Below are 18742 nucleotides of genomic sequence, written 5' to 3'. Positions count from 1 at the left end.
AAGGATCTATTTTCCCGGTTCCTCTTGTCAGGGGTGCGGCGGTCGACGGTAGGCTCAACAGGCAACCTGACATGGAGAACTACGGCTTCGAGCGGAGGAGCGCGATGGCGAGGCGGCCCCAGGAACTGCTCCATCTGCTGACGCGAGCCGAGCGCCTCTCCGTACGCCGAGTACAGTCAGTACTGGACGAGTTCGCCGTTTCGATAGAGGCGTGGCGGGTCCTCGACCTGCTCTCGGACGGGCAGGGGCACAACATGACGGCCCTCGCCGACCACGCCTTCCTGCCCGCACCGAGCCTCACCAAGCTGATCGACCAACTCGTGGACCAGAATCTGGTCTACCGCCGTATCGACCCCGCCGACCGCCGCCGCGTCCTTGCCCACCTCACGCCACGGGGCATGGAGAGATGGCAGCAGTTGGTACGCGAAGTGCGGTCCGACTGGGCACATCTGGAACATCTCCTCGCCGACGAGGACGGGGAGCAACTGCACGTCCTGCTGAACCGGCTGGCCGATGCGCTGGAAGGCACTCCGGCAAGCCGGGTCACAACAGGTCGTGCGGGGCGGGCAGTTGGGCGAGGACGTTGAAGTCGAGCCCGTCCGCCTCCGCCAGGTAGATACGCTGACGCACATGCCGGTCATGGAGACGGAGCAGCCCGCGCGGTCCTTCGTACGAGACCGCCTCGGCAGCGGCTCCGATCGCGCAGACGTCGAGTGTGCGGGCCTGTTCGATGAGCGCGGCCAGCAGTAGCACGCCTTCGTAGCAGGACTCACCCAGGCTGCCCGGGGCGGGCGCCTCGATCCCGAACCGGGCGGCGTACTGGCCATGGAAGTCCAGGGTGTCCTGGTTGGCCAGTGACGCGAAGAACCCGGCCGTACTGAACAGGTCGCCAGTCGTCGCGGGGCCGCTGGCCATCAGCATGTTCTCGTCCATCAGCGTGCTCAGCCGCAGGCACCGCTGGTCGAGCCCCGAGGCGGCGAAGGCCCGGTTGAAACGGACCGCGTCGCTGCCGACCAGCAGCATCAGCACACCGTCCGCGTCCGCATGCTCGATCCGCCGCAGCACGGCCCGGAAGTCGTCGGTGCCCAGCGGGAGGTACCCTTCGCCGCAGACCCTGCCCCAGCTGGCGCGCGCGTAGCGGCGGGCGGCGCGGGCCGTGTGCCGGGGCCAGACGTAGTTGTTGCCGACGACGAACCAGCGGCGCACGCCTCGCGTCTCGGCGAGCAGCCGCATGGCCGGCAGCAGCTGCCAGTCGGGGGTCTCGCTGGTCATGAAGACGCCCTCGGTGCGCTCGCCGCCCTCGTACAGGGCTGTGTAGACGTACGGCACCCGGTGGGCGATGCGCGGCGCCACCGCCTCACGAACGGACGAGATGTGCCATCCGGTCACGCCGTGCACGGATCCGGTCGCGACCAGCGCCTCCACGTCCCGCGCCACCGCCTGCGGGTCCCGGCCGCCGTCCACCTCGAGAAGCCGCAGCTCCTTGCCGAGGACGCCACCCGCCTTGTTGACCTCCTCGGCGGCCAGCCGTGCGCACGCCTCACAGGTGGGACCGAAGATACCGGCAGGCCCCTGCATCGGGTACACGAGCGCGACGTTCAGAACCGAATCGTCGGCCGTGACCCACTCGGGGGCGTGGAGGCGGAGCGGCCGGTGCATGGCCCCATGATTCCCGCACCGTCCTCCGGACCCAAGCGACGGCCTGGATCGAAACCGATTCGTAGAAAAAGGGCGAGGTGGTGACTCGCGGCGACCGCTGATCGCTTCGAAAGCGGAAGGACTCCCGCAAGTCACGTCCTCGCGGGCACCCTTCGAGGTGCTGCCTACCCGGCGAAAGCAGAGAAGATGATCACGAGTAGGTCATCTCGTTCGCCGTCACGGCGCAAGCAGCAGGTGTCGCCGCGTTCCTTGGCGGCGGCGTACCGCTTGGCCACGTCCTGTCAGTTGACCCTTCCACATGGCCTCGACGAAGTCGACCTTCTGGTTCTTGTACTGCAGGTAGAAGGGGTGCTCCCAGGCGTCGAAGACCAGGATCAGGGTCGACCAGCCAGGAACGGCCATCAGGGGCGTCTTCGGCCTAGCCGACGTTGCCCTGGTGGTCGTAGACCTGCTCGACGATCAGCCAGCCGCTGAGCGGCGGTCGGCGAGCCGGCGGACGTGGACGCGGAGTGGCCCCAATTCCTTGTTACCGGTGATTGGTTGAATCCGGCGGGGGTGTGGGTTGGCGGCAGGTCGGGTTGGTCGTAGGCCGGTGGTAGGAGTCAACTGCCTTGCCGAGGGCTGAGGATGACCGCTCGCCGTCCGTGTCCGCCTGCGCCGGGTCCGTTGGAGGAGTACGCGGCCCGGTTCGACGACCTCTTGGAAGCAGGCGGCATCCACAGCGGACTTCTGGCAGACCCCGCACCGCAGCCCGGGCACGAACTCGGCCTTCGAGGTGCTCCCCTACACGGACATCAATCCCTTCACCGCCATCAGCCAGACGGTCTTCGCCGCCACGCACACCCGTCAGACGGACCAGCCGCGCTTCGGCAGTGAGATCAGCTACACCTCCATGGACCACTTCCGCCGCGGCTTCGGTGAGGTGGAGAACGTCCCGCACAACCAGGTCCACGGTGGTGTCGGTGGCTGGATGGGGTCCGTGGCGGGCGCCGCCCGTGATCCGATCTTCTGGCTGCACCACAGCAACATCGACCGGCTCTGGTCCAGTTGGCTGAGCAAGGACAACCTCAACCCGGACCACACGTCCTGGCTGGACCAGACGTTCATCTTCTTCGACGAGAACGGGCAGATCCAGAAGCCCAGGGAGTTCCTCGGCATCGATCCGCGCGACTACGGATACGGGTCGCTGACTGACGGGACGGGGACGCGGCCGGTGGTCGTGCCGCCTGCCCAGATTCCCAGAGCGGGCGAACGGGTTCTGGCTACCGTCGTCGGCAACCCCGGCAGCTCCTCAGCCTCCACGAGCCGACCGAGGTGTCCCTGGAACCGGCCGGCAACGTCAGCCGGGCCATGCGGTCCATGACCGCCCGCAGCGCGCCCCAGACACTGATCCTCACCGTGCACAATGTGCGCACCGACGTCCCGCCCGGAACACCGTCCCACGTCTTCCTCAACGGACCCGGCGGCGAACTCGACCCGGCAGGCCCCTACTTCGTCGGCTGGATCTCCTTCTTCGGCGCGGCCGACGTCGACGGTGCGCTTCATGACCACGGCGGCCACGACGTGAGCTTCGATATCACCGAGCAGGTCCTCCGCCTGCAGGAGCAGGGTCTGCTGCCGGAAGGGCCGGCCACCATCTCCATCGTGCCGTCCGTCCCCCAGCCGGTGGCGGGTGCCGCCGAGGCGGCCGCACCGCAGCCCAGCTTCGGAAGCGTCAGCCTCACCACCGTGTAGCCATCCAGCTGCCCCGGCACACCCACCGGTCGGCGGTGCCTGCTGCCCGGACGGTCTCGGTCGACCGGGCTGGTTCGGCTTTGGGGCCCCTGGGCCACCCTGACATGGGAAGTGCCGATCACCGGTGGTCAGGCCTGCGGCGCGGTCGGCCAAGGCCAGTGTGGATGCCGATCAGCAGTTCTCGCTGAATTACGCTTCGTCGCGGAATCGAGCATCGACACCCCCGAGTTGCGGCGCGGCGAGGTCGACCTGGAGGCGAACGCCAACCGCCCGAGCGCACCGGACATCCGAGCCGAGAACGTGGGCGAGACCCGCCTCGTCATCGTCGTCAGGCAGGGACACCCCCTCACCCGCGTCAGAACCGTCACCGCACAGCGGTACGCCTCCGCCGAGCACGTCACCGTCTCGCGACGCGGAAACCTCAGCAACGCCCTCGACGACGCCCTCGCACAGCTCGGCCTCACCCGCCGCGTGGTGGCGACCGCGCCCACCGAAGCAGCCGCGCTGGAGTTCGCCCGCCGCTCCGACCTCCTGATCAGCGTCCCCGAAACCACCACGCGGTCAGCGGCCGCCGACCTCGGCCTGGCCGTACTCCCCCTCCCACTCGAACTGCCCCCGGCACCCATATACCTGTCCTGGCATCAGCGCTACGACACCGACCACGCCCACGCCCGGCTGCGCGATCTGGCGCGAACCGCCCTCGCCACAGGCGGAGCGCCGTCGTAGCCGGCGCCATCCGGCCACTTCGCCCATACATTCACGCGACCACCCCGATGCCCCACCACCGGCCGCCGTGCCGACCCGCATTGACCCGCAACAGATCACCAGCCCCCGGCGGCAGGCCGAGCTGGGTTCCCCCTGCTCCGCCACCGCATCCTCCTCCAGTGGTCACCACACAGCGCTACCACCGATTACGGGACAGAGCCGAAGACCGTACGGGTGTGTCAATTTGATTGGACACTCCCGACCGTACAGACCCGTCCGCGATAATTAGCCCTATACACGTGCTATGTGCGGCTGCTCTCCGGTCTTGCCGACCGCAAGGGAGTACCTCCGGTCACCGGTTACCAGGGGATGAGTAGCAGCTTCCCGGTGGTCTTGCGTGACTCGATGTCGGCGTGGGCCTTGGCCGCCTCGGCCAGCGGGTAGCGGCCGGTGACCCGGACGACCAGATCACCCTTCTCGACGAGCGCGAACAGTTCGGCCGAGCGCGCCTTGAATGCCTCAGGTGTGCGGATGTAGTCCTCGGTCACGCCGTAGGTGATGCGGGTGCTGCGGGGAATGTCGTTCATCGCGATGGTCGGCACGTCCCCGATCAGCGGCCCGTAGAACACCAGCGTGCCGTGTGTGCGCAGTACCTGCAGTGATGCTGCGAACGTCGTCGCACCCGCGCCGTCGAACACCGCGTGCACACCCTCGCCGCCGGTGAGCTCGCGCACCCGCTCGACGAACGCGTCCCCGCTGGAGACCAGAACGTGGTCAGCGCCAGCGCTGGCGGCGAGCTCGACCTTGTCAGGCCGCGACACCAGGCCGATCACGGTGCCGCCGCGGGACTTGATGACCTGCGTGAGCAGCATCCCAACACCGCCGGCGGCCGCGTGAACAAGCGCGATCTCCCCCGTTTGCACCGGGTGGGACACGGTGGCAAAGTGCAGCGCGGTCAGGCCCTGCAGGAGCACGGCCGCAGCCGTCTCGTCGTCGATGGCGTCAGGCACCGCGACGACACCGCTGGTCGGGAGCACGATCTGCTCGGCATAGCTGTTGAAGGTGGTGATGGTCAGCCAAGCGACACGATCGCCCAGGGCGAACTCGTGCACGCCCTCGCCCACCTCTACCACCACGCCTGAGCCTTCCGCGCCCGGCACTTCGGTCAAGGCCTGCCTGCGGATGGCGGTGTCGAAGAAGTTCACACCTGCCGCGCGGACGTCGACCAAGACTTCCCCAGGGCCCGGACGAAGTGCCGGCCGCTCACGCGACTCCAGCACCTCCGGCCCCCCTGCTTCGCTGATAACAATCGCCTTCATAGAAGTGCCTACCACGGCACTTCGCCGGACTCGTCCTGGAAGGTTCCTGTCGGGCCGTCAGCGTCGAGAGTTGCCCAACGAACGACGACCTTGGCACTCTCCTCCGGCGCCCGTCCGACGCCGAATACCGCGGTGAGGTCGGTCGCGGTGGTGCCGGGCTCGACCGCGTTGAACTTGATGCCCAGATGGGCCTTGGCGTACTGGACCGTCAGCATGGTGACAGCTGCCTTAGACGCGGAGTAAAAGGCCAACGGCAGGCCGAACTCCGGCCGGTCCGGATTGGTCACTGCCCAGAAAGACCCGGCACTGCTCGAAACGTTGACCACGGTGGGGTTCGAGGACTTGCGCAGCGAGGGAAGCGCCGCCTCGGTCACACGGACCACGCTCACCGCATTGGTGTCGAAGGCATGAAGAGCCGTGGGGCCGTCGGTGGCTCCGTGTCCCAGAACTCCCGCGTTGTTCACCAGGATGTCGAGTCGGCCCTCGGACGAGTCGATCGTCCCAAGCGCACTGCTCACCGACGCGTCGTCGGTCACGTCGAGCTGCACAAATCGTGCGCCAAGCGCTGCTGCGGCCTTCTCGCCTCGGTCTACATCACGAGCACCGATATATACAACGTGACCCAACTCGAGAAGCTGCTTTGCGGTCTCGAAACCGATTCCCTTGTTGGCACCTGTGATGAGTGCGACGGCCATATTTCCTCCTCCTGAAACATGCGGTACGAGCGGACCGGTAGGAACGCTAAGCGATATTTGGCGCAAGTTTTCCTGTGCAACACGCTATGTGTTACATGGCTTGGCTTGTGACGCCATTAACCACGTTATGCACGGCCTCCCTTCCGGACCAGAGTCCTCTCCAGCCTGGGGAGTCGCAGGACCCCCTTTTGGGCAGTGCCATCCCACCTGCCGAGTCCTATGCTGGCTTCATGAGCGAGACGTCTAATGCCCTTGGTACCTAGCTGCGCGCCCGGCATTGGCCTGGACCAGGGTCTCGTTCTTGCGCAGGTGCACTAGGACGAGGGGCTGCCGGAAGCAGCTTGCGCCAGCGGGAGCTCAGCTCACACCTTCGGGCGTAGATGAGCCGGAAGGCGTGCTCTGTGTCGAGGCGTTGGCGAGTGAGATCACCAGCCGCAACGACCACGAGCCCTGCCGTGCTACGGATCCCGAAAGCCAGCCGTCACTACTCTCGAAGCACAGAATGAGAAGCCTTCGCTGAGCGCTACATCAGAGAAACGGCCAGTTCGAACGTATACCCGCTTGATTCAACGACCATCGAACTCGACCGAGTTTATCGTGCACGATGGAACCCAGATTCCTGCGGGGATCGGAATAGCAGGCAGAAGGGCAAGGTCATTGCATTGGCGATCACGGCAAAGCCGTGAAGGGTAGGCCTATCATCAACCATGCGATTGCGAGTGGCCCCACCCCGGGGCTGCCACACAGAAAGGGTAATCCAATGACTGAAGAAGAAATGCGCGCTTTCTACCTGCGCTACATCGATGACCTCAACGCCCACAAGTTCGATGGCATGGACCAGTTCATCAACGATGAGACCACACTGAACGGTGTACCGGCCACCCGGGACGATCTCCTTGCAGTTCAGAAGCACGACGTGGACGCGGTTCCGGACCTTCACTGGGATCTGAAGGAACTGCTCTTCGACGGTGACCGCATTGCGGCACGTCTGATCAATACAGGAACTCCGGCGAAGGAGTGGCTGGGGGTCCCTGCTACGGGCGCCTCGTTCGAGATCGTCGAGTTCGCGATCTATCAGGTGCGCGACGGGCGGTTCGTACATATGACGGCGCTGCATGACTCTGCCGAAATGCGCGAACAGCTGACGGGCAGCTGACCCGCGAGATCAGCCTCAACGGGAACAGTCCCGGGCACCGCGCCGAGTCGGGGCGCTGGGTAAAAAGGTGCGCTCGGCTTTCCGAGAATTTCGCTTACTCGGGAGCCGAGCGCCTTGCGGCGGCACGAGAACTGGGCGTGTCTGAACGCGCGCTCATCGAAGCGGAGAGGACCACACACGCCGTCACTCTGCTGTGCCGACTGCTAAAGCATGGGCCAGTCCTCACTCTACGCGTGACTGGCCGATGAGAGGGCGCGCTCGGAGAGGAAGGCCCCTGACGACGCCCTGGCCCACGAGATCACCGTGCTGCATCTCGGCTCTCGCGGCGCCTACGGGGTGCCGCGCATCCACGGTGAGCTGCGTCGGCTTGGGCACCCGATCGACCACGAGCGCATCGAGCATGTCATGCGCGAGCGCGGCATCACCGACATGGCTCGCCGCAGGCGCCCGTCGCTGGCCTGCCCGGCCCGGAGGGCCGAGCCGGCGCCCGACCTCCTCGGGCGGGAATTCATTGCCCCGGCACCCGGGGTGTAACTCGTCGGCGGCATCACCTTCACGGCCGTCGACGAGGACTGGCTATACCTGGCGACCTGGCTCGATCTGGCGACCCGCGAGGTCGTCGGCGACTCCATAGCCGACCACCACCGAGCACCCTTGGTCGTCGACGCGCTGGGCATGTCTGCCACACGTGGCCGGCTGCATCGTGCATTCGGACCACGGCGGTGAATACACCTCCGACGAACTCCGTCGGGAGGCAAACAGGTTGGGGCTGCGGTAGAGCATGGGACGCACGGGGCCTTGCTTCGACAACGCCGCCGCCGAGATGTTTGTCGCGCTGCTGAAGGAACAGATCGGCACCCGCTCCTGGTTGTCGGCGTCGGCTGAACTCAGCCGAGGCCGACAACCTCTCGAGCTGCCTCATCCGAAGCCCGGTGAACGTCTCCACCCATAACGGCTCAGCCCTCAACACCTCACCTATAGAGGTGAAATGCCCGCCATAGATCCTTGTGCAACACGCTTTAGTTGCGCGTGCCTACCGGGCAAGCTCCCCTGCTTCATCCTGAAGAGTTCCCGTCGGCCCGGACGAGTCGAGCGCCGCGTACAGAGCAAGCGGCATCGCAGATTCAGGCCGCTCGGGATTGGTCACGGCCCAGAACGACCCCATGCTGCTCGAGATCGTGACGACGTTGGGATTGGATTACTTGCGAAGCAGTGGCAGTGCCGCCTCCGTGACACGCACGAACCCCACCGCGTTCGTGTCGAACGACCTCAGGGCCGCGGGGCCATTCAGCCCTGTCTCGAGGATGCCCGCATTGTGCACCAAGACGTCGAGCCGGCCTTCGGCGGCGACGATCGTTGCCAGCGCACTGATCACCGACGCCTCGTCAGTCACGTCGAGCTGGACGAATCGTGCTCCGAGCTCAGCTGCGGCCTTCTCGCCCCGCTCTAATTTGCGACACGAAGGTGCCCATTACGGGTTAGCGGCGACCCCGGCGCGACGGGTGGACTGCGTGACTCAAGTTGGTGACCAACTGCTCCCGGGTCTGACCATCCACGATGTGGCGCCACATGGGCGTCCCGGGAGCGCTGCGCCATGACTTGCTCAGAGGACTGTGATCCACAGCGTCGTACCCGAACTCGTCGTACAGCCGGGTGACGAGCTCGACGGCTTCACGGTAGTCGCTGGAGACCGCCAGCGCCTTGCGGTCCGGCGCGCCAGCGGGCCGAGCCAGCTGGAACAGGCCGGGAAGGGCGTCGCGGGGACCGTCTTGCCGCGGGTGGTGCTGCACGTGGGTGAAGGCCTTGACAACCTTCGACGCGGGCAGCATCTCCTGACGCAGCTCATGGATCGTCTTCTGACCGGAATCGAGCTCGGGGTAACTGCCGTCGCGCCAGGCCATGTAGTTGTTGGTGTCAAGCACGACCTTGCCCGCAAGCTCCTCGGCGGGCAGCTTGTCTCCGGGCGTGTACCGAAACGCAAGGACCACAAAATCGCCCGCCGCCGCAGCCTCCGCCGCGGTCGCGGTACGCGCCCGTGTGCCCAGATCCTCGACCAGGTCTGTCAAGGTGTGCGGCCCTCGCGTGTTGGCGATCACGACGTCATAGCCGTTGATGACAGCCGCGCGGGCGATCGAGCGTCCAACTTGGCCAGAGCCAAGGATCCCGATGGTGGTCATGCGTATCTCTCTCCTGCGGGTGGTGCTGAAAATGGGCGCGCGCTTGATCGGCGCGATGACTCAGCGCATCGCACAACACGCGTCGACGAGTGACCGAGCCAGGGTCGTCCGCCTCAGTTGTTGCTCTGTCGAGCCTGCTGGCCCTCATGCCGCGTGTATCGAGCGGGCATATCCGCGGAGGCGAGAAGCGACAACTTGTCACCATCGGTGGACCCGGCGTCGGCGTGGTAGATGATTAGCATCAGGCCGTCGGTGCCACTGATGGCTAGGCGCTCCCGGTTGAGACTCAGCTCACCGACCTGCGGATGGTTGAATCGGACCAGTGTGCCGTGCTGTGCACGGACCTCGTGGCGCGCCCAGAGCTGGCTGAATCGCGGGCTTGCCAGCGACAGCTCTCCGGTGAGTTCAATGAACCGAGGGTCGTCGATGTCGGTGCCGACGGATTGTCGCAGGTTGGCGACGAAACACTCCGTCATGGCTTCCCAGTTCGGGTAGTTCGCCTGCTCGGCCGGATCCAGAAAAAGATCCCTCAACTGGTTCCTACCCACGGTCAACCCCGGATCAAGAACCCGCGCAAGGCTGTTCGCGGCCAGGATGTCAAAGTACCGCCCTTCGATGAAGGCCGGCTGGACGAGCGAGTCCAACAGTTTGAGCGCGCCGGGCGGGACCGTCTCCGTGCGCGGGCGTTGCCGAGGCAGACGGGGAGCCTCACAGGCCAGCGACAGCAGATGCCTCAGATGCTCGTCATCGAGTTGAAGTACGCGGGCAATCGCCTCCAGTACCTGGACCGACGGGTTGCGATCGCGACCTCGCTCCAGGCGCAGGTAGTAGTCGGCGCTGATACCGGCCAGCATCGCAACCTCCTCGCGACGCAGGCCGGGCACACGTCGCGTACCACCGTCGGGGATGCCCGCCTGCTGCGGCGTCACGAGTTCCCGACGCGCCCGTAGAAAGGCACCCAAAGGATTCGTTTTCTCGCTCACAAAACTCATCATAGGTCGACGCGAGACGCTCAGAGGGGGCCCTGTCGGACCCCCGGCTCCTGTACACGCCCGCCCTTGCCCGGGCCGTCACCTGTGGCAGGGCAAGAACTTGGTCGGCGCCTACGAGCAGCCTGCCGCAGTGCTGTGTGACGCCGACTGTCTCGCCACCCTGCCCGCCCGTGAACGAACCGAAGTGTGTGCTCCAACGTTGTCTTATGGCACTCAGGTTCCGAACGGACGTCGCTGTGGTTCAAGTGCGTGCTGTCTCGGTTTTCCTAAGCTTCGACGGCAGAGGGAACACCCGGGCTGTTCCTGGACGGGTACACACCAAAGACGAGAAACTCGTGAACCAAGACAATTCCGGCCGCGTGGCCGTCACCGCAGGTACCGGCGCCGACATGGACATCCCCAACGGGGTGATCGGCAGTGTGCGGATCGCAGGCCCGCCGGATCAAGGTGATCGTTTGCCATCGGGTCACCTCGGCGTCCGTCGGCACCAGCAGGGGCGCGTGGCGGGCCTCCATCCGGACAGCCATGCTCCACTGGAGCCCGCTCGCTGCCGATCAGCCGGTTCCACGCCTTCTGCACGCCGGCTTCGTCCGGGTAGCTGTCGAGGACACCACCATCGGCGGGCACCTGGTCCGGCGTGGCGAACACGTGGTTACCTCGCTGCCCGCGGCGAACCGCGATCCGGCGCTGCTGGATGACGGAGACGACCTCGACGTCACCCGTGGCCGCTGTCCGCATGTTGCCTTCGGCCACGGCATCCACCACTGCCTCGGCGCGACTCCGGCTCGCTTCGAACTACAGCTGGCGCTTCCGAGGCCGCCGTCGCCGACGCTGTACGCGAGTTCGGGCCGGAGGCCGTCGAAACGCTGGCGATACGCCACCAACTGGCGCATTGGACGGGCGAGTCGGGACGACCCGAGGAGGCCGTGGAACTGTTCGCTCGATTGCTCGCGGACCGGGAGAGGCTCCAGGGACCTCACCACTCGGACTCCGAACTGGCTCGGCACCAGCTGGCGCACTGGTACGGCAGGGCCGGCCGTTTTCAGGAGGCGGTGCAGCGTTACGAGATCATGCGGCGGGTGGCCGTACAACAGGGCCGCCCCGACACGGCGTTGTCCCTGATGTGCGAGGTCGGCTACTGGCAGCAGCAGGCCGGTGACACCGCGGCCGCGCTGCGTACGTTCGCCGAGATGCTGCGCAGCGCACAGCAGGACCTCGGGCCGACGCACGAGCTGACCGGAATCGCCCGCCAGCGGTATGCGGAACTCGCCGGCGATCTGCCCTTTGGCAACGAGGGCGGTCACGACGGTCTGCAGAACCTCATCGCGGCGGCGGCGGAAGTGGAGGCGTCCGGTGACTTCCGCCGGGCCGGGCGCCTGTACGGGCAGATAGCGGCCCGGTCCGAACGGCTTTACGGACGGGCGAGTTCACAGACCCTCTCCGCGCGCGTCGCGCAGGCCAAGGCCGCGGTGAACGCTGGGGACCACGCGGAGGCTGTCGACTGCTTCGACGCGGTCCTCGCCTGCATGGAACTGCAGGGGCGGGGGCCGGGAACCCGCGAGTACGAGATCCTCCGCGGCCAGCGGGAAGAACTGGCCCGCAACGCCAGGCGCGTCACCTTCCGCATCGGGCAGCGAACCGGAACGCTGCTGGGGCAGAAGGTCCAGGCCGCACCCGAGACCGCGTGTGGCGTGCTGGCCCGTCGGCCGGAAGCCTCGCACGCCACCTGTGTCGCCGCCGTCGTCGACGGCACGGATGACCATGTGCCCGCCGAGTTACCTGTGGAGCAGTGGTCGGCCGTGATAGATCACGTGGCCGGGCAAGGGTACGAAGCGATGGCTCTCTACTTCGCCCGTGAGGGCAGACGGCCCACGGCTGGGGAAGCGGAGATATGCGAACGGTTGGGGCTGCTCGGCGTGTACGTGTCGTGCATGAGCTCAGAGAACGTACAGGTCGAGGCCTACGCCTTCACCGGCACCGAACCGGTGTACGCGCCAGTCGTCGTCGTACCGGAAGAACCAACCGGAGCACAGCAGGCATCCGCACAGCCGGTCGCCGGTGGGGTGGCGTTCCACCCGGGAGCCGAGGCGCTCGGGCAGTGGCGGAAGGTGGGCCGGGCGCGGCCCACCAAGGCCGCGGATGGACCGTCGGCGTTCGGCACGTACGAGGTGCTGGAGTGCGTCGGGCAGGGCGGGTTCGGCAGTGTCTATCTCTGCCAGGATCCCGACGGCCTGATGGTCGCTGTGAAGACCCTGCACGCGCAGTACGCACACGTCCCCTCTATCAAGCAGGGCTTCGCCCACGAGGTCCAGGCGGCCCAGCGGGTCAGCGGACGCTTCACCGTGCCGGTGATCGCCGCCGACCCCGATAGTGACACGCCGTGGATGGCAGTGCCGTATGTGGCCGCCCCCTCGCTGCAGGAACTCCTCGAGCACTGCGGCAAACTGGACGAGCCGACGGTACGCGGCCTGGGGGCCGGCATAGCGGTCGCCCTGACCGCCATACACGCGCAGGGCATCGTCCACCTCGATCTCAAACCGGGCAACGTCCTGCTCACCGGGGACGGGCCGCGCGTCATCGACTTCGGCATCGCCCAGATCGAGCGGCTCACCGAACCGCGCCGCGGGTTCGCCGGCACCTACACCTACGCGTCTCCCGAGCAGTTGCGCGAGCAGCCGGTCTTCACGCCGGCCAGCGACGTGTTCTCCCTCGGCACCGTCGTGGCCCGGCTGGCCCTCGGGCACAGCCCCTGGGGCACGGACACGGCGACCGTGGTCGCCAACATCCGGGCTGGCAGCCCTGACCTGCGGGGGCTGCCGCCAAGGCTGCACGACGTGGTGCGGTCATGTCTGCACCTGGATCCGGCTCGGCGGCGGACGCCCGGCGAGGTGGCCGAAGCCCTGATACCCGGGGCAGCAGACGGCGAGGTCGGCCCACTCCCCCTCTCTCAAGAGGCCAAGAACCTCGTCGCCGCGCACGCCACGATGCCCGCCACCCGCTTCTACGAGACGCGCGCCTACACCAGCGATACGCCACAGCGTGCCTCGGCCCTGACGCGACCGCTGCCGAACGGTGATCTCTCCGCCACTGTCGCCGAGGGCGCGCGGGAAGACGGTGACCGGCGCACCCGACCGTCCGGCGACACGACACCCGCCCGCACCGCCGCAGACCTCGAAGCCCAAATCCATGCCTGGGAGCGAGCGGGGGACGGCAGAACGATGACGCAGACACGCCGCGAGTGCGGCGTGTTCCTGGAGGAGGCGCGTGCCCGCCTCGGTGCGGCTCACCCGTTGACGCTACGACTGCGGGTCTCACACGCCATGCTCGGCTTCGACCAGCCCGGCGGGGTGGCGCACGCCGAGCAGGTGATACGGGAAGCCGCCACGCACCTCGGTGACGGGCATCCCACCGTCCGCGACGCCCGCACGCTGCTGGCCGCCGTGAAGTCGACCGGAGCGCAGTGAGAAAATGAGGATGGCCCCGATGAACGAGGCATTGGCGTAGAACCGGATCAGCCTGTCCGGCATGTAACGCACCACCAAGACCACCCCGCGGATCTCGTAGCGGGCTTTGCCGCGCACTTCCCCTTCCAGGTCCTCGCCGAAGTCATGGGTCTGCCGCGATGTACCGGATGCGGGCCGGCAGCTGTCCGGCTTGTCCTGGACATCCTTGCCGTCCCGGGCGAGAGCAGCCTGGCGGGTGGACACCTGGTCCACCCAGTCCGGCGGCTGCACCACCCGCCAGAATCATGAGCATCGGTGACGCTCAGCAACTGTGCGGTACCGGATTGCGGTCTTGCGTCCGGACCGTGCATGTGCGCCGTACCGTCCACGGTCTGCGATCTTGCCCGGGGTGTCCTAGGACCCCTGGCGGAGCCATAGCCGGACCGCGGCGACGGCCCTGAGAGCTGTGATCGGCGCGTCTCGCTGTGTTGCCGCCTTGGGCCAGTGGGCCGACCTGCGCACACTGGAACTGTGCACGAAATGATCGTCGGCGAGATGGCGGAGCGTGAGGATCTGCTCGTTGCTGCCGTCGTCGATGCCGTCGAAGGAGCCGGCGCGTACGCCGGGAGCGTCTTTCTCCGCTCCCGCGACCGTCGGTCGATCGTGCTCGCCGCGACGTGCGGGGTGCCACCTTCTCTGCTCGGTGGCTGGCACCTCATTCCGGTGAGCAGTCCCATCCCGGTCGCCGCAGCCTACAGCTCCGGGCGCACGGTCCACCTGACCGACGCCGACGAGACGATGCGCCGGTTTCCTCAGCTCTCGGTAGCTCTGCCGTACGCCTTCGGCTCCTGCTCCGTGCCGGTGGCCGCAGGTGAGGAGACCTTCGGGGCGCTGGCGATCGTCTGGGCGGCGTCACCCGGCAGCGAAGGGCTGTCCAAGGCCCAGCGCCGTCACATGCGGAACATCGCCAAACGGCTCGGTGCTTCCCTCGCCGATCTCCGCGCCCGTACCGGCGATCCGGTCGAGTGCGACCCGCAGACGGTTCCGGTCGAGATCCCAGCTCCCTCGGCACCGGCCGTGCGGGCCGGCCTGTTCGACTGGGACCTCGTCACCGGCACCCTCACCGTGGACGACGAGCTCTGCGCGATCTTCGGTCTCTCCCCCCGCGCTTTCGACGGACGAGCCGAAACGCTGGCTTCCTGCTTGCACCCCGGCGACCGCGCCGTCCTACGAGCGGCCGCCCGCGCGGCAGCCGCCGAGGGCCACATCAAAGCGTGCCGCCTGCGCATACGGGATCGCAAGGACGGCGGCGAGGGGTACCGCACGGTCGCGTTGTGGGGCCGCGCACCGGAGGCCGACGACGCGCGGGCACGCACCCACCTGGTCGGCACGGTCGTCGACGCGCAGGCCGGCAGCGCGGCCGTCGCCGCGGTCGAACGGCTGCGGGACGGGGTGTTCTCCCTTGCCCCTGACGGGCGGGTCACCTACGCCAACCACAACGCCCTACAGTTGCTGGGCGTGCGCGGCGACGAGTTGCTGGGTCAGTTCCTCTCGGACGTGCTGCCGTGGCTCTCCTATCCCGAGGTCGAGTACCGGCACCGGTCCGCGATGATCTCGCAGGCGCCGGTCTCCTTCCTGGCCTGCCGACCACCCGACCGGTGGCTCGACTTCTCCCTCCATCCGGAAGCGGACGGAGTAACCGGCCGGGTGGTGCCCTCCGGTCATCCACCCTCGACCTCAATGCCATCAGCCTCCTCGGCCGAGACTGCAACCGCTGCCACACCGGCGCGCCTGGGCGTCATGTACCACGTCCTGCAGCTGGGCAGCGCGCTGACTGAGGCGGTCACCGCCCGCGAAGTCTGCGAAGTCATCTCCGACCAGCTCCTACCAGCCTTCGGCGGCCAGCAGCTGGCGATCTACGTGGTCCGTGACAAAACGATGCATCTGCTCTATCACACCGGCCACCACGAAGACTTCCTCGACTGGCTGGAGGGCGTACCGCTGCATGCCTGCCTGCCCGGTACGGAGACCCTGACCTCCGGCGCTCCGCTCTTCATCGAGTCGCAGCAGGACCTCTCCCAGGGCTACCCGGGCATCCCCACGGGCGAAGTGAGTTCTTGGGCGTATCTGCCACTGATAGCCTCCAACCACCCTGTCGGCACCTGCGTCCTCGGCTTCGACGAGATCCACCGATTCACGCAGAAGGACCGTGGCGTCCTCACCGCACTGGCCGGGTTGATCGCCCAGGCCCTGGAACGAGCGCGGCTCTACGACTCGGAGTTCGCGCTCGCGCGCGGCCTGCAGCAGGCGCTCCTGCCGCACCGGCTGCCAGTAGTCCCGGGTATCCGCACCGTCGCGCGCTATCTGCCCGGCACCCGCGGAATGGACATCGGTGGCGACTGGTACGACGTCATCCCCACCGGTCGTGGGGTCTGTCTTGTCATCGGAGACGTGGAGGGGCACAGCATCGCCGCCGCGGCCACCATGGCCCAGCTGCGCAGCGCCGTACGGGCCTTCGCCGCAGTAGGCCATACGCCTGGCGATGTGGTGGCGGGCGCCAACCGGACCCTCGTCGACCTCGACCCCGGTCTGCTGGCCAGCTGCTGCTACATCCACCTCGAACCCCACGGCGACCACGCCTACGCCGCCACCGCCGGCCACCCCCCACCCCTGCTTCGCCGTCCCAACGCGACGACCAACGCCCTTGAACTGGACGTCGGCCCGCTCCTCGGAGTGGATCACGCGAGCGTCTATCCAGCAACACGGATCGACCTCCCGCCAGGGTCCGTCCTCGCCCTCTACACCGACGGCCTGGTCGAGGAACGCGGCGCCGACATCAACGTGGGCATCGACGGCCTGCGAGCAGCCCTGGCCCACGCCCCTGCAAACTCACTGGACGAACTCGCCGACCGGCTTCTGCACAACGCCCGGGGCTCCTCGTACCGAGCCGACGACATCGCCCTGCTGCTCGCCGAGTACGGATGGGGGTCACAGTGCTGAGGTGACACCTGATCATGGTGTCGTTCTCGCTGACTCGGCAAAACACCAGGCCAACACGGGAACTCGCCTGCGCCTCAGATCAGCGCACTACCCGATTCCAGGGGGCGGGCCCACCCGCCGCGATCAGGCGGCCTGACTGTCCGCGGCACCGCCGCCTGTTGCCAACCAGGGCATCCGATGGACGAGGACACCGCGCATCCTGGTGAGCGCTGTGATCTCCTCCTCCGGTTCGGCCACCCGTCGTGCGCCGACGACGTAGCCCTCGGCGCACGACGGCGAGTACGCGAACACCTCAGGCAGATCGGTATCGAGGTAGCGCACGAAGGACTTCACGTCCTCGACGGTGAACCCAGAGGCCAACAGGTCACGAATCTTGCGGACCCGGGCCACCGCGCCGGGGCGGTACACGCGATACCCCGACGTCCTCCGTTCACACTCCAGGAGGCCCTGTTCCTCGTAGCAGCGCAGGGCGCGGGGTGTGGTCCCCGCCTGCGCAGCCAGTTCACCGATCAGCAATGCAGCCACCTCCGGGGCCTGTTGCACACCTTCACGCGCACGTCAGGGTCAACTCCCGAGCCGGACCAACACCTTGTCGATGTACCTGCCCCGGACGAGATCGAGCAGCGCCTGCGGTGCCCTCGCGAGCCCGTCGATCACGGTCTCGTCATAGACGAGCGCTCCCTCGCGCAGCCAGCCGCGGAACTGCTCGCCGAACTCCGCAGCCGGTCCAGGTCGTCCCACAGGGTGAAACCACGGATCGTCAGGCGCTTGCCCAGAACACTCAGCAGATCGCCGGGGCCCTCGTCCGGGCGGGCCGTGCGCTGCCGGTTGAGAGCTCCGCAGACAGCGATGCGCCCGTGCACGTTCATGACCTCGATGGCCACCCACAGCTGCTCGCCGCCCACGTTGTCGAAGTACACGTCGATGCCGTCCGGGGCGGCTTCGCGCAGCCGGTCAAGGACAGGACCGTCACGGTAGTCGAAGGCTGCGTCGAAGCCGAGCTTCCCGATCAGATGGGCGACCTTCTTTGGCGAACCGGCGCTTCCGATCACCCGGCTCGCTCCTTAGAGCCGGGCGATCTGACCGGCCATGCTTCCCGCCGCCCCTGCCGCACTGGAGACGAAGACCGTGTCGCCGGGCCGCAGCTGGGCCGCGTCCGAGCCCGACGTAAGCGACCAGCCCGAACCCCAGGTGCAGCGAAGGAGACGGGTAGGCCGCCCTGTCCACGCTGCGGAACGCAGCGGCCACGGCCACGGCGTAGTCCCGCCAGCCCAGCCGGTGCACCACCAGGTCCCCCTCGCTCAGTGAGGGATCCGCCGAGGCGATCACTTCACCGATCGCGTCCCCGTACAGCGCCGATCTCGTAGCGCGGCGCCGGCACACAAGAACCGCCGCCCATCAGCAGAAGCATGCCCGGGTCCAGCGACATGAACAGGTTACGAACCAGCACCTGGCCCGCTGCCGGATCCGGGGCGGTGACCTCGACGATCTCGAAGTCGTCGAGCGCAGGGAGCCACCGGGCCGTGCGACCAGTCGGGCCTCAAGGCCCGTACTCGGACTGCCAGAACTTCCGGACGGCGCTGCGCTCTTCAAGAAGGAGTCCATGACGACGACGCTAGGGATTGACCTATGGGTGAAGGTCAATTCGTCCGACGAGGTATCACTGATCCTCGCGCACCCCGCCCCGCAAGCCGGCTGGAGCACGGCCTGTAGTCGGCCAGGACGGTGGGGTCGGACATGTGCCATGTGGTACCCAGTGAGGGACCCAAGATCAGGACCGGGGCGTCTTTTGGCCCGTCAAAGCGGTATTGCAGGGTGTTCGATGGTGTCTCACTCACCCGTCTGACTCTCTCATATATCAC

At 67.2% G+C, this 18742-nt stretch carries 16 protein-coding genes and 5 pseudogenes; 10 read left to right on the top strand and 11 right to left on the bottom strand.

What is annotated here, in order from left to right:
• Nucleotides 1-104: 104 nt before the first annotated feature.
• Nucleotides 105-587, top strand: coding sequence for a MarR family winged helix-turn-helix transcriptional regulator (locus ACWGKT_RS30770; RefSeq protein WP_356155339.1), 483 nt, complete (start codon nucleotides 105-107; stop codon nucleotides 585-587).
• Here ACWGKT_RS30770 and ACWGKT_RS30765 read toward each other — a convergent pair.
• A complete protein-coding gene (locus tag ACWGKT_RS30765) occupies nucleotides 544-1659 on the bottom strand; it encodes a substrate-binding domain-containing protein (RefSeq protein WP_356155342.1) in 1116 nt (371 codons plus the stop codon). The two genes, ACWGKT_RS30770 and ACWGKT_RS30765, sit on opposite strands and share 44 nt — an antisense overlap.
• Before the next feature lie 164 nt (nucleotides 1660-1823).
• Nucleotides 1824-2137, bottom strand: a pseudogene (locus ACWGKT_RS30760) (Fe-Mn family superoxide dismutase); the annotation flags it as partial.
• 297 nt (nucleotides 2138-2434) lie between these two features.
• On the opposite strand from ACWGKT_RS30760, the gene ACWGKT_RS30755 reads away from it, so the two are divergent.
• The 3 genes and pseudogenes from ACWGKT_RS30755 to ACWGKT_RS30745 all read left to right on the top strand — a co-directional run.
• On the top strand, nucleotides 2435-3022 hold the full coding sequence (locus ACWGKT_RS30755; protein WP_453276249.1) for a tyrosinase family protein: 588 nt from the start codon (nucleotides 2435-2437) through the stop codon (nucleotides 3020-3022).
• Complete coding sequence (locus ACWGKT_RS30750) at nucleotides 3010-3393, top strand: DUF7868 domain-containing protein (RefSeq protein WP_453276248.1); 384 nt, start codon at nucleotides 3010-3012, stop codon at nucleotides 3391-3393. The genes ACWGKT_RS30755 and ACWGKT_RS30750 overlap by 13 nt, the downstream gene beginning before the upstream one ends.
• A gap of 96 nt (nucleotides 3394-3489) precedes the next feature.
• Nucleotides 3490-4119, top strand: a pseudogene (locus tag ACWGKT_RS30745) (LysR substrate-binding domain-containing protein); the annotation flags it as partial.
• Nucleotides 4120-4457: 338 nt separating this feature from the next.
• Here the strand turns inward: ACWGKT_RS30745 and ACWGKT_RS30740 are convergent.
• Both ACWGKT_RS30740 and ACWGKT_RS30735 read right to left on the bottom strand, forming a co-directional pair.
• Nucleotides 4458-5417: a quinone oxidoreductase family protein gene (locus tag ACWGKT_RS30740; RefSeq protein WP_453276247.1), complete on the bottom strand. Its 960-nt coding sequence runs from the start codon at nucleotides 5415-5417 to the stop codon at nucleotides 4458-4460.
• Nucleotides 5418-5425: 8 nt separating this feature from the next.
• A complete protein-coding gene (locus ACWGKT_RS30735; RefSeq protein ID WP_453276246.1) occupies nucleotides 5426-6112 on the bottom strand; it encodes an SDR family NAD(P)-dependent oxidoreductase in 687 nt (228 codons plus the stop codon).
• A 760-nt stretch (nucleotides 6113-6872) separates the two neighbouring features.
• Between ACWGKT_RS30735 and ACWGKT_RS30730 the strand changes: the two genes are divergently transcribed.
• The gene (locus tag ACWGKT_RS30730; RefSeq protein ID WP_453276245.1) at nucleotides 6873-7268 is read left to right on the top strand and encodes an ester cyclase; all 396 of its coding nucleotides are present in this window, start codon (nucleotides 6873-6875) and stop codon (nucleotides 7266-7268) included.
• A gap of 237 nt (nucleotides 7269-7505) precedes the next feature.
• Nucleotides 7506-7802: an IS3 family transposase gene (locus ACWGKT_RS30725; protein WP_453276302.1), complete on the top strand. Its 297-nt coding sequence runs from the start codon at nucleotides 7506-7508 to the stop codon at nucleotides 7800-7802.
• A 664-nt stretch (nucleotides 7803-8466) separates the two neighbouring features.
• Here ACWGKT_RS30725 and ACWGKT_RS30720 read toward each other — a convergent pair.
• From ACWGKT_RS30720 to ACWGKT_RS30710, 3 genes and pseudogenes are all read right to left on the bottom strand, one after another.
• Nucleotides 8467-8712 (bottom strand): annotated as a pseudogene (locus ACWGKT_RS30720) (SDR family oxidoreductase); the annotation flags it as partial.
• Nucleotides 8713-8746: 34 nt separating this feature from the next.
• On the bottom strand, nucleotides 8747-9478 hold the full coding sequence (locus tag ACWGKT_RS30715) for an NADPH-dependent F420 reductase (RefSeq protein WP_453276301.1): 732 nt from the start codon (nucleotides 9476-9478) through the stop codon (nucleotides 8747-8749).
• 80 nt (nucleotides 9479-9558) lie between these two features.
• Complete coding sequence (locus tag ACWGKT_RS30710) at nucleotides 9559-10428, bottom strand: helix-turn-helix transcriptional regulator (protein WP_453276244.1); 870 nt, start codon at nucleotides 10426-10428, stop codon at nucleotides 9559-9561.
• Between the two features lie 88 nt (nucleotides 10429-10516).
• Between ACWGKT_RS30710 and ACWGKT_RS30705 the strand changes: the two are divergent.
• From ACWGKT_RS30705 to ACWGKT_RS30690, 4 genes and pseudogenes are all read left to right on the top strand, one after another.
• Nucleotides 10517-10615: pseudogene (locus ACWGKT_RS30705) on the top strand (hypothetical protein); the annotation flags it as partial.
• Nucleotides 10616-10962: 347 nt separating this feature from the next.
• Nucleotides 10963-11238 (top strand): annotated as a pseudogene (locus ACWGKT_RS30700) (cytochrome P450); the annotation flags it as partial.
• Nucleotides 11166-13901, top strand: coding sequence for a protein kinase domain-containing protein (locus ACWGKT_RS30695; RefSeq protein ID WP_453276300.1), 2736 nt, complete (start codon nucleotides 11166-11168; stop codon nucleotides 13899-13901). The pseudogene ACWGKT_RS30700 and the gene ACWGKT_RS30695, both read left to right, overlap by 73 nt.
• A 519-nt stretch (nucleotides 13902-14420) precedes the next feature.
• Nucleotides 14421-16880, top strand: coding sequence for a SpoIIE family protein phosphatase (locus ACWGKT_RS30690; protein WP_453276299.1), 2460 nt, complete (start codon nucleotides 14421-14423; stop codon nucleotides 16878-16880).
• Nucleotides 16881-17003: 123 nt separating this feature from the next.
• On the opposite strand, the gene ACWGKT_RS30685 is transcribed toward ACWGKT_RS30690, so the two are convergent.
• The 4 genes from ACWGKT_RS30685 to ACWGKT_RS30670 all read right to left on the bottom strand — a co-directional run bounded on the left by ACWGKT_RS30685 (nucleotide 17004) and on the right by ACWGKT_RS30670 (nucleotide 18369).
• On the bottom strand, nucleotides 17004-17405 hold the full coding sequence (locus tag ACWGKT_RS30685; protein ID WP_453276243.1) for a MerR family transcriptional regulator: 402 nt from the start codon (nucleotides 17403-17405) through the stop codon (nucleotides 17004-17006).
• Between the two features lie 128 nt (nucleotides 17406-17533).
• Nucleotides 17534-17932 carry a zinc-binding dehydrogenase gene (locus ACWGKT_RS30680; protein ID WP_453276242.1) on the bottom strand — a complete coding sequence of 133 codons (399 nt, stop codon included), beginning with the start codon at nucleotides 17930-17932 and terminating at the stop codon, nucleotides 17534-17536.
• A complete protein-coding gene (locus tag ACWGKT_RS30675; protein ID WP_453276241.1) occupies nucleotides 17850-18209 on the bottom strand; it encodes a hypothetical protein in 360 nt (119 codons plus the stop codon). Before ACWGKT_RS30675 ends, ACWGKT_RS30680 begins: the two co-directional genes overlap by 83 nt.
• A 1-nt stretch (nucleotide 18210) precedes the next feature.
• The gene (locus ACWGKT_RS30670) at nucleotides 18211-18369 is read right to left on the bottom strand and encodes a hypothetical protein (protein ID WP_453276298.1); all 159 of its coding nucleotides are present in this window, start codon (nucleotides 18367-18369) and stop codon (nucleotides 18211-18213) included.
• Between the last annotated feature and the right edge of the window lie 373 nt (nucleotides 18370-18742).

This window comes from Streptomyces sp. NPDC054794 (assembly GCF_053611585.1).
The sequence above is the reverse complement of the archived record's forward strand: the minus strand, read 5'-3'. Positions and strand labels throughout refer to the sequence as shown.

Bases quoted from the DNA above. Each gene is read 5' to 3' on its own strand.
- ACWGKT_RS30770 (WP_356155339.1), top strand. From the start codon at position 105: ATGGCGAGGCGGCCCCAGGAACTGCTCCATCTGCTGACGCGAGCCGAG.
- ACWGKT_RS30765 (WP_356155342.1), bottom strand. From the start codon at position 1,659: ATGCACCGGCCGCTCCGCCTCCACGCCCCCGAGTGGGTCACGGCCGAC.
- ACWGKT_RS30750 (WP_453276248.1), top strand. From the start codon at position 3,010: ATGCGGTCCATGACCGCCCGCAGCGCGCCCCAGACACTGATCCTCACC.
- ACWGKT_RS30740 (WP_453276247.1), bottom strand. From the start codon at position 5,417: ATGAAGGCGATTGTTATCAGCGAAGCAGGGGGGCCGGAGGTGCTGGAG.
- ACWGKT_RS30735 (WP_453276246.1), bottom strand. From the start codon at position 6,112: ATGGCCGTCGCACTCATCACAGGTGCCAACAAGGGAATCGGTTTCGAG.
- ACWGKT_RS30730 (WP_453276245.1), top strand. From the start codon at position 6,873: ATGACTGAAGAAGAAATGCGCGCTTTCTACCTGCGCTACATCGATGAC.
- ACWGKT_RS30690 (WP_453276299.1), top strand. From the start codon at position 14,421: ATGATCGTCGGCGAGATGGCGGAGCGTGAGGATCTGCTCGTTGCTGCC.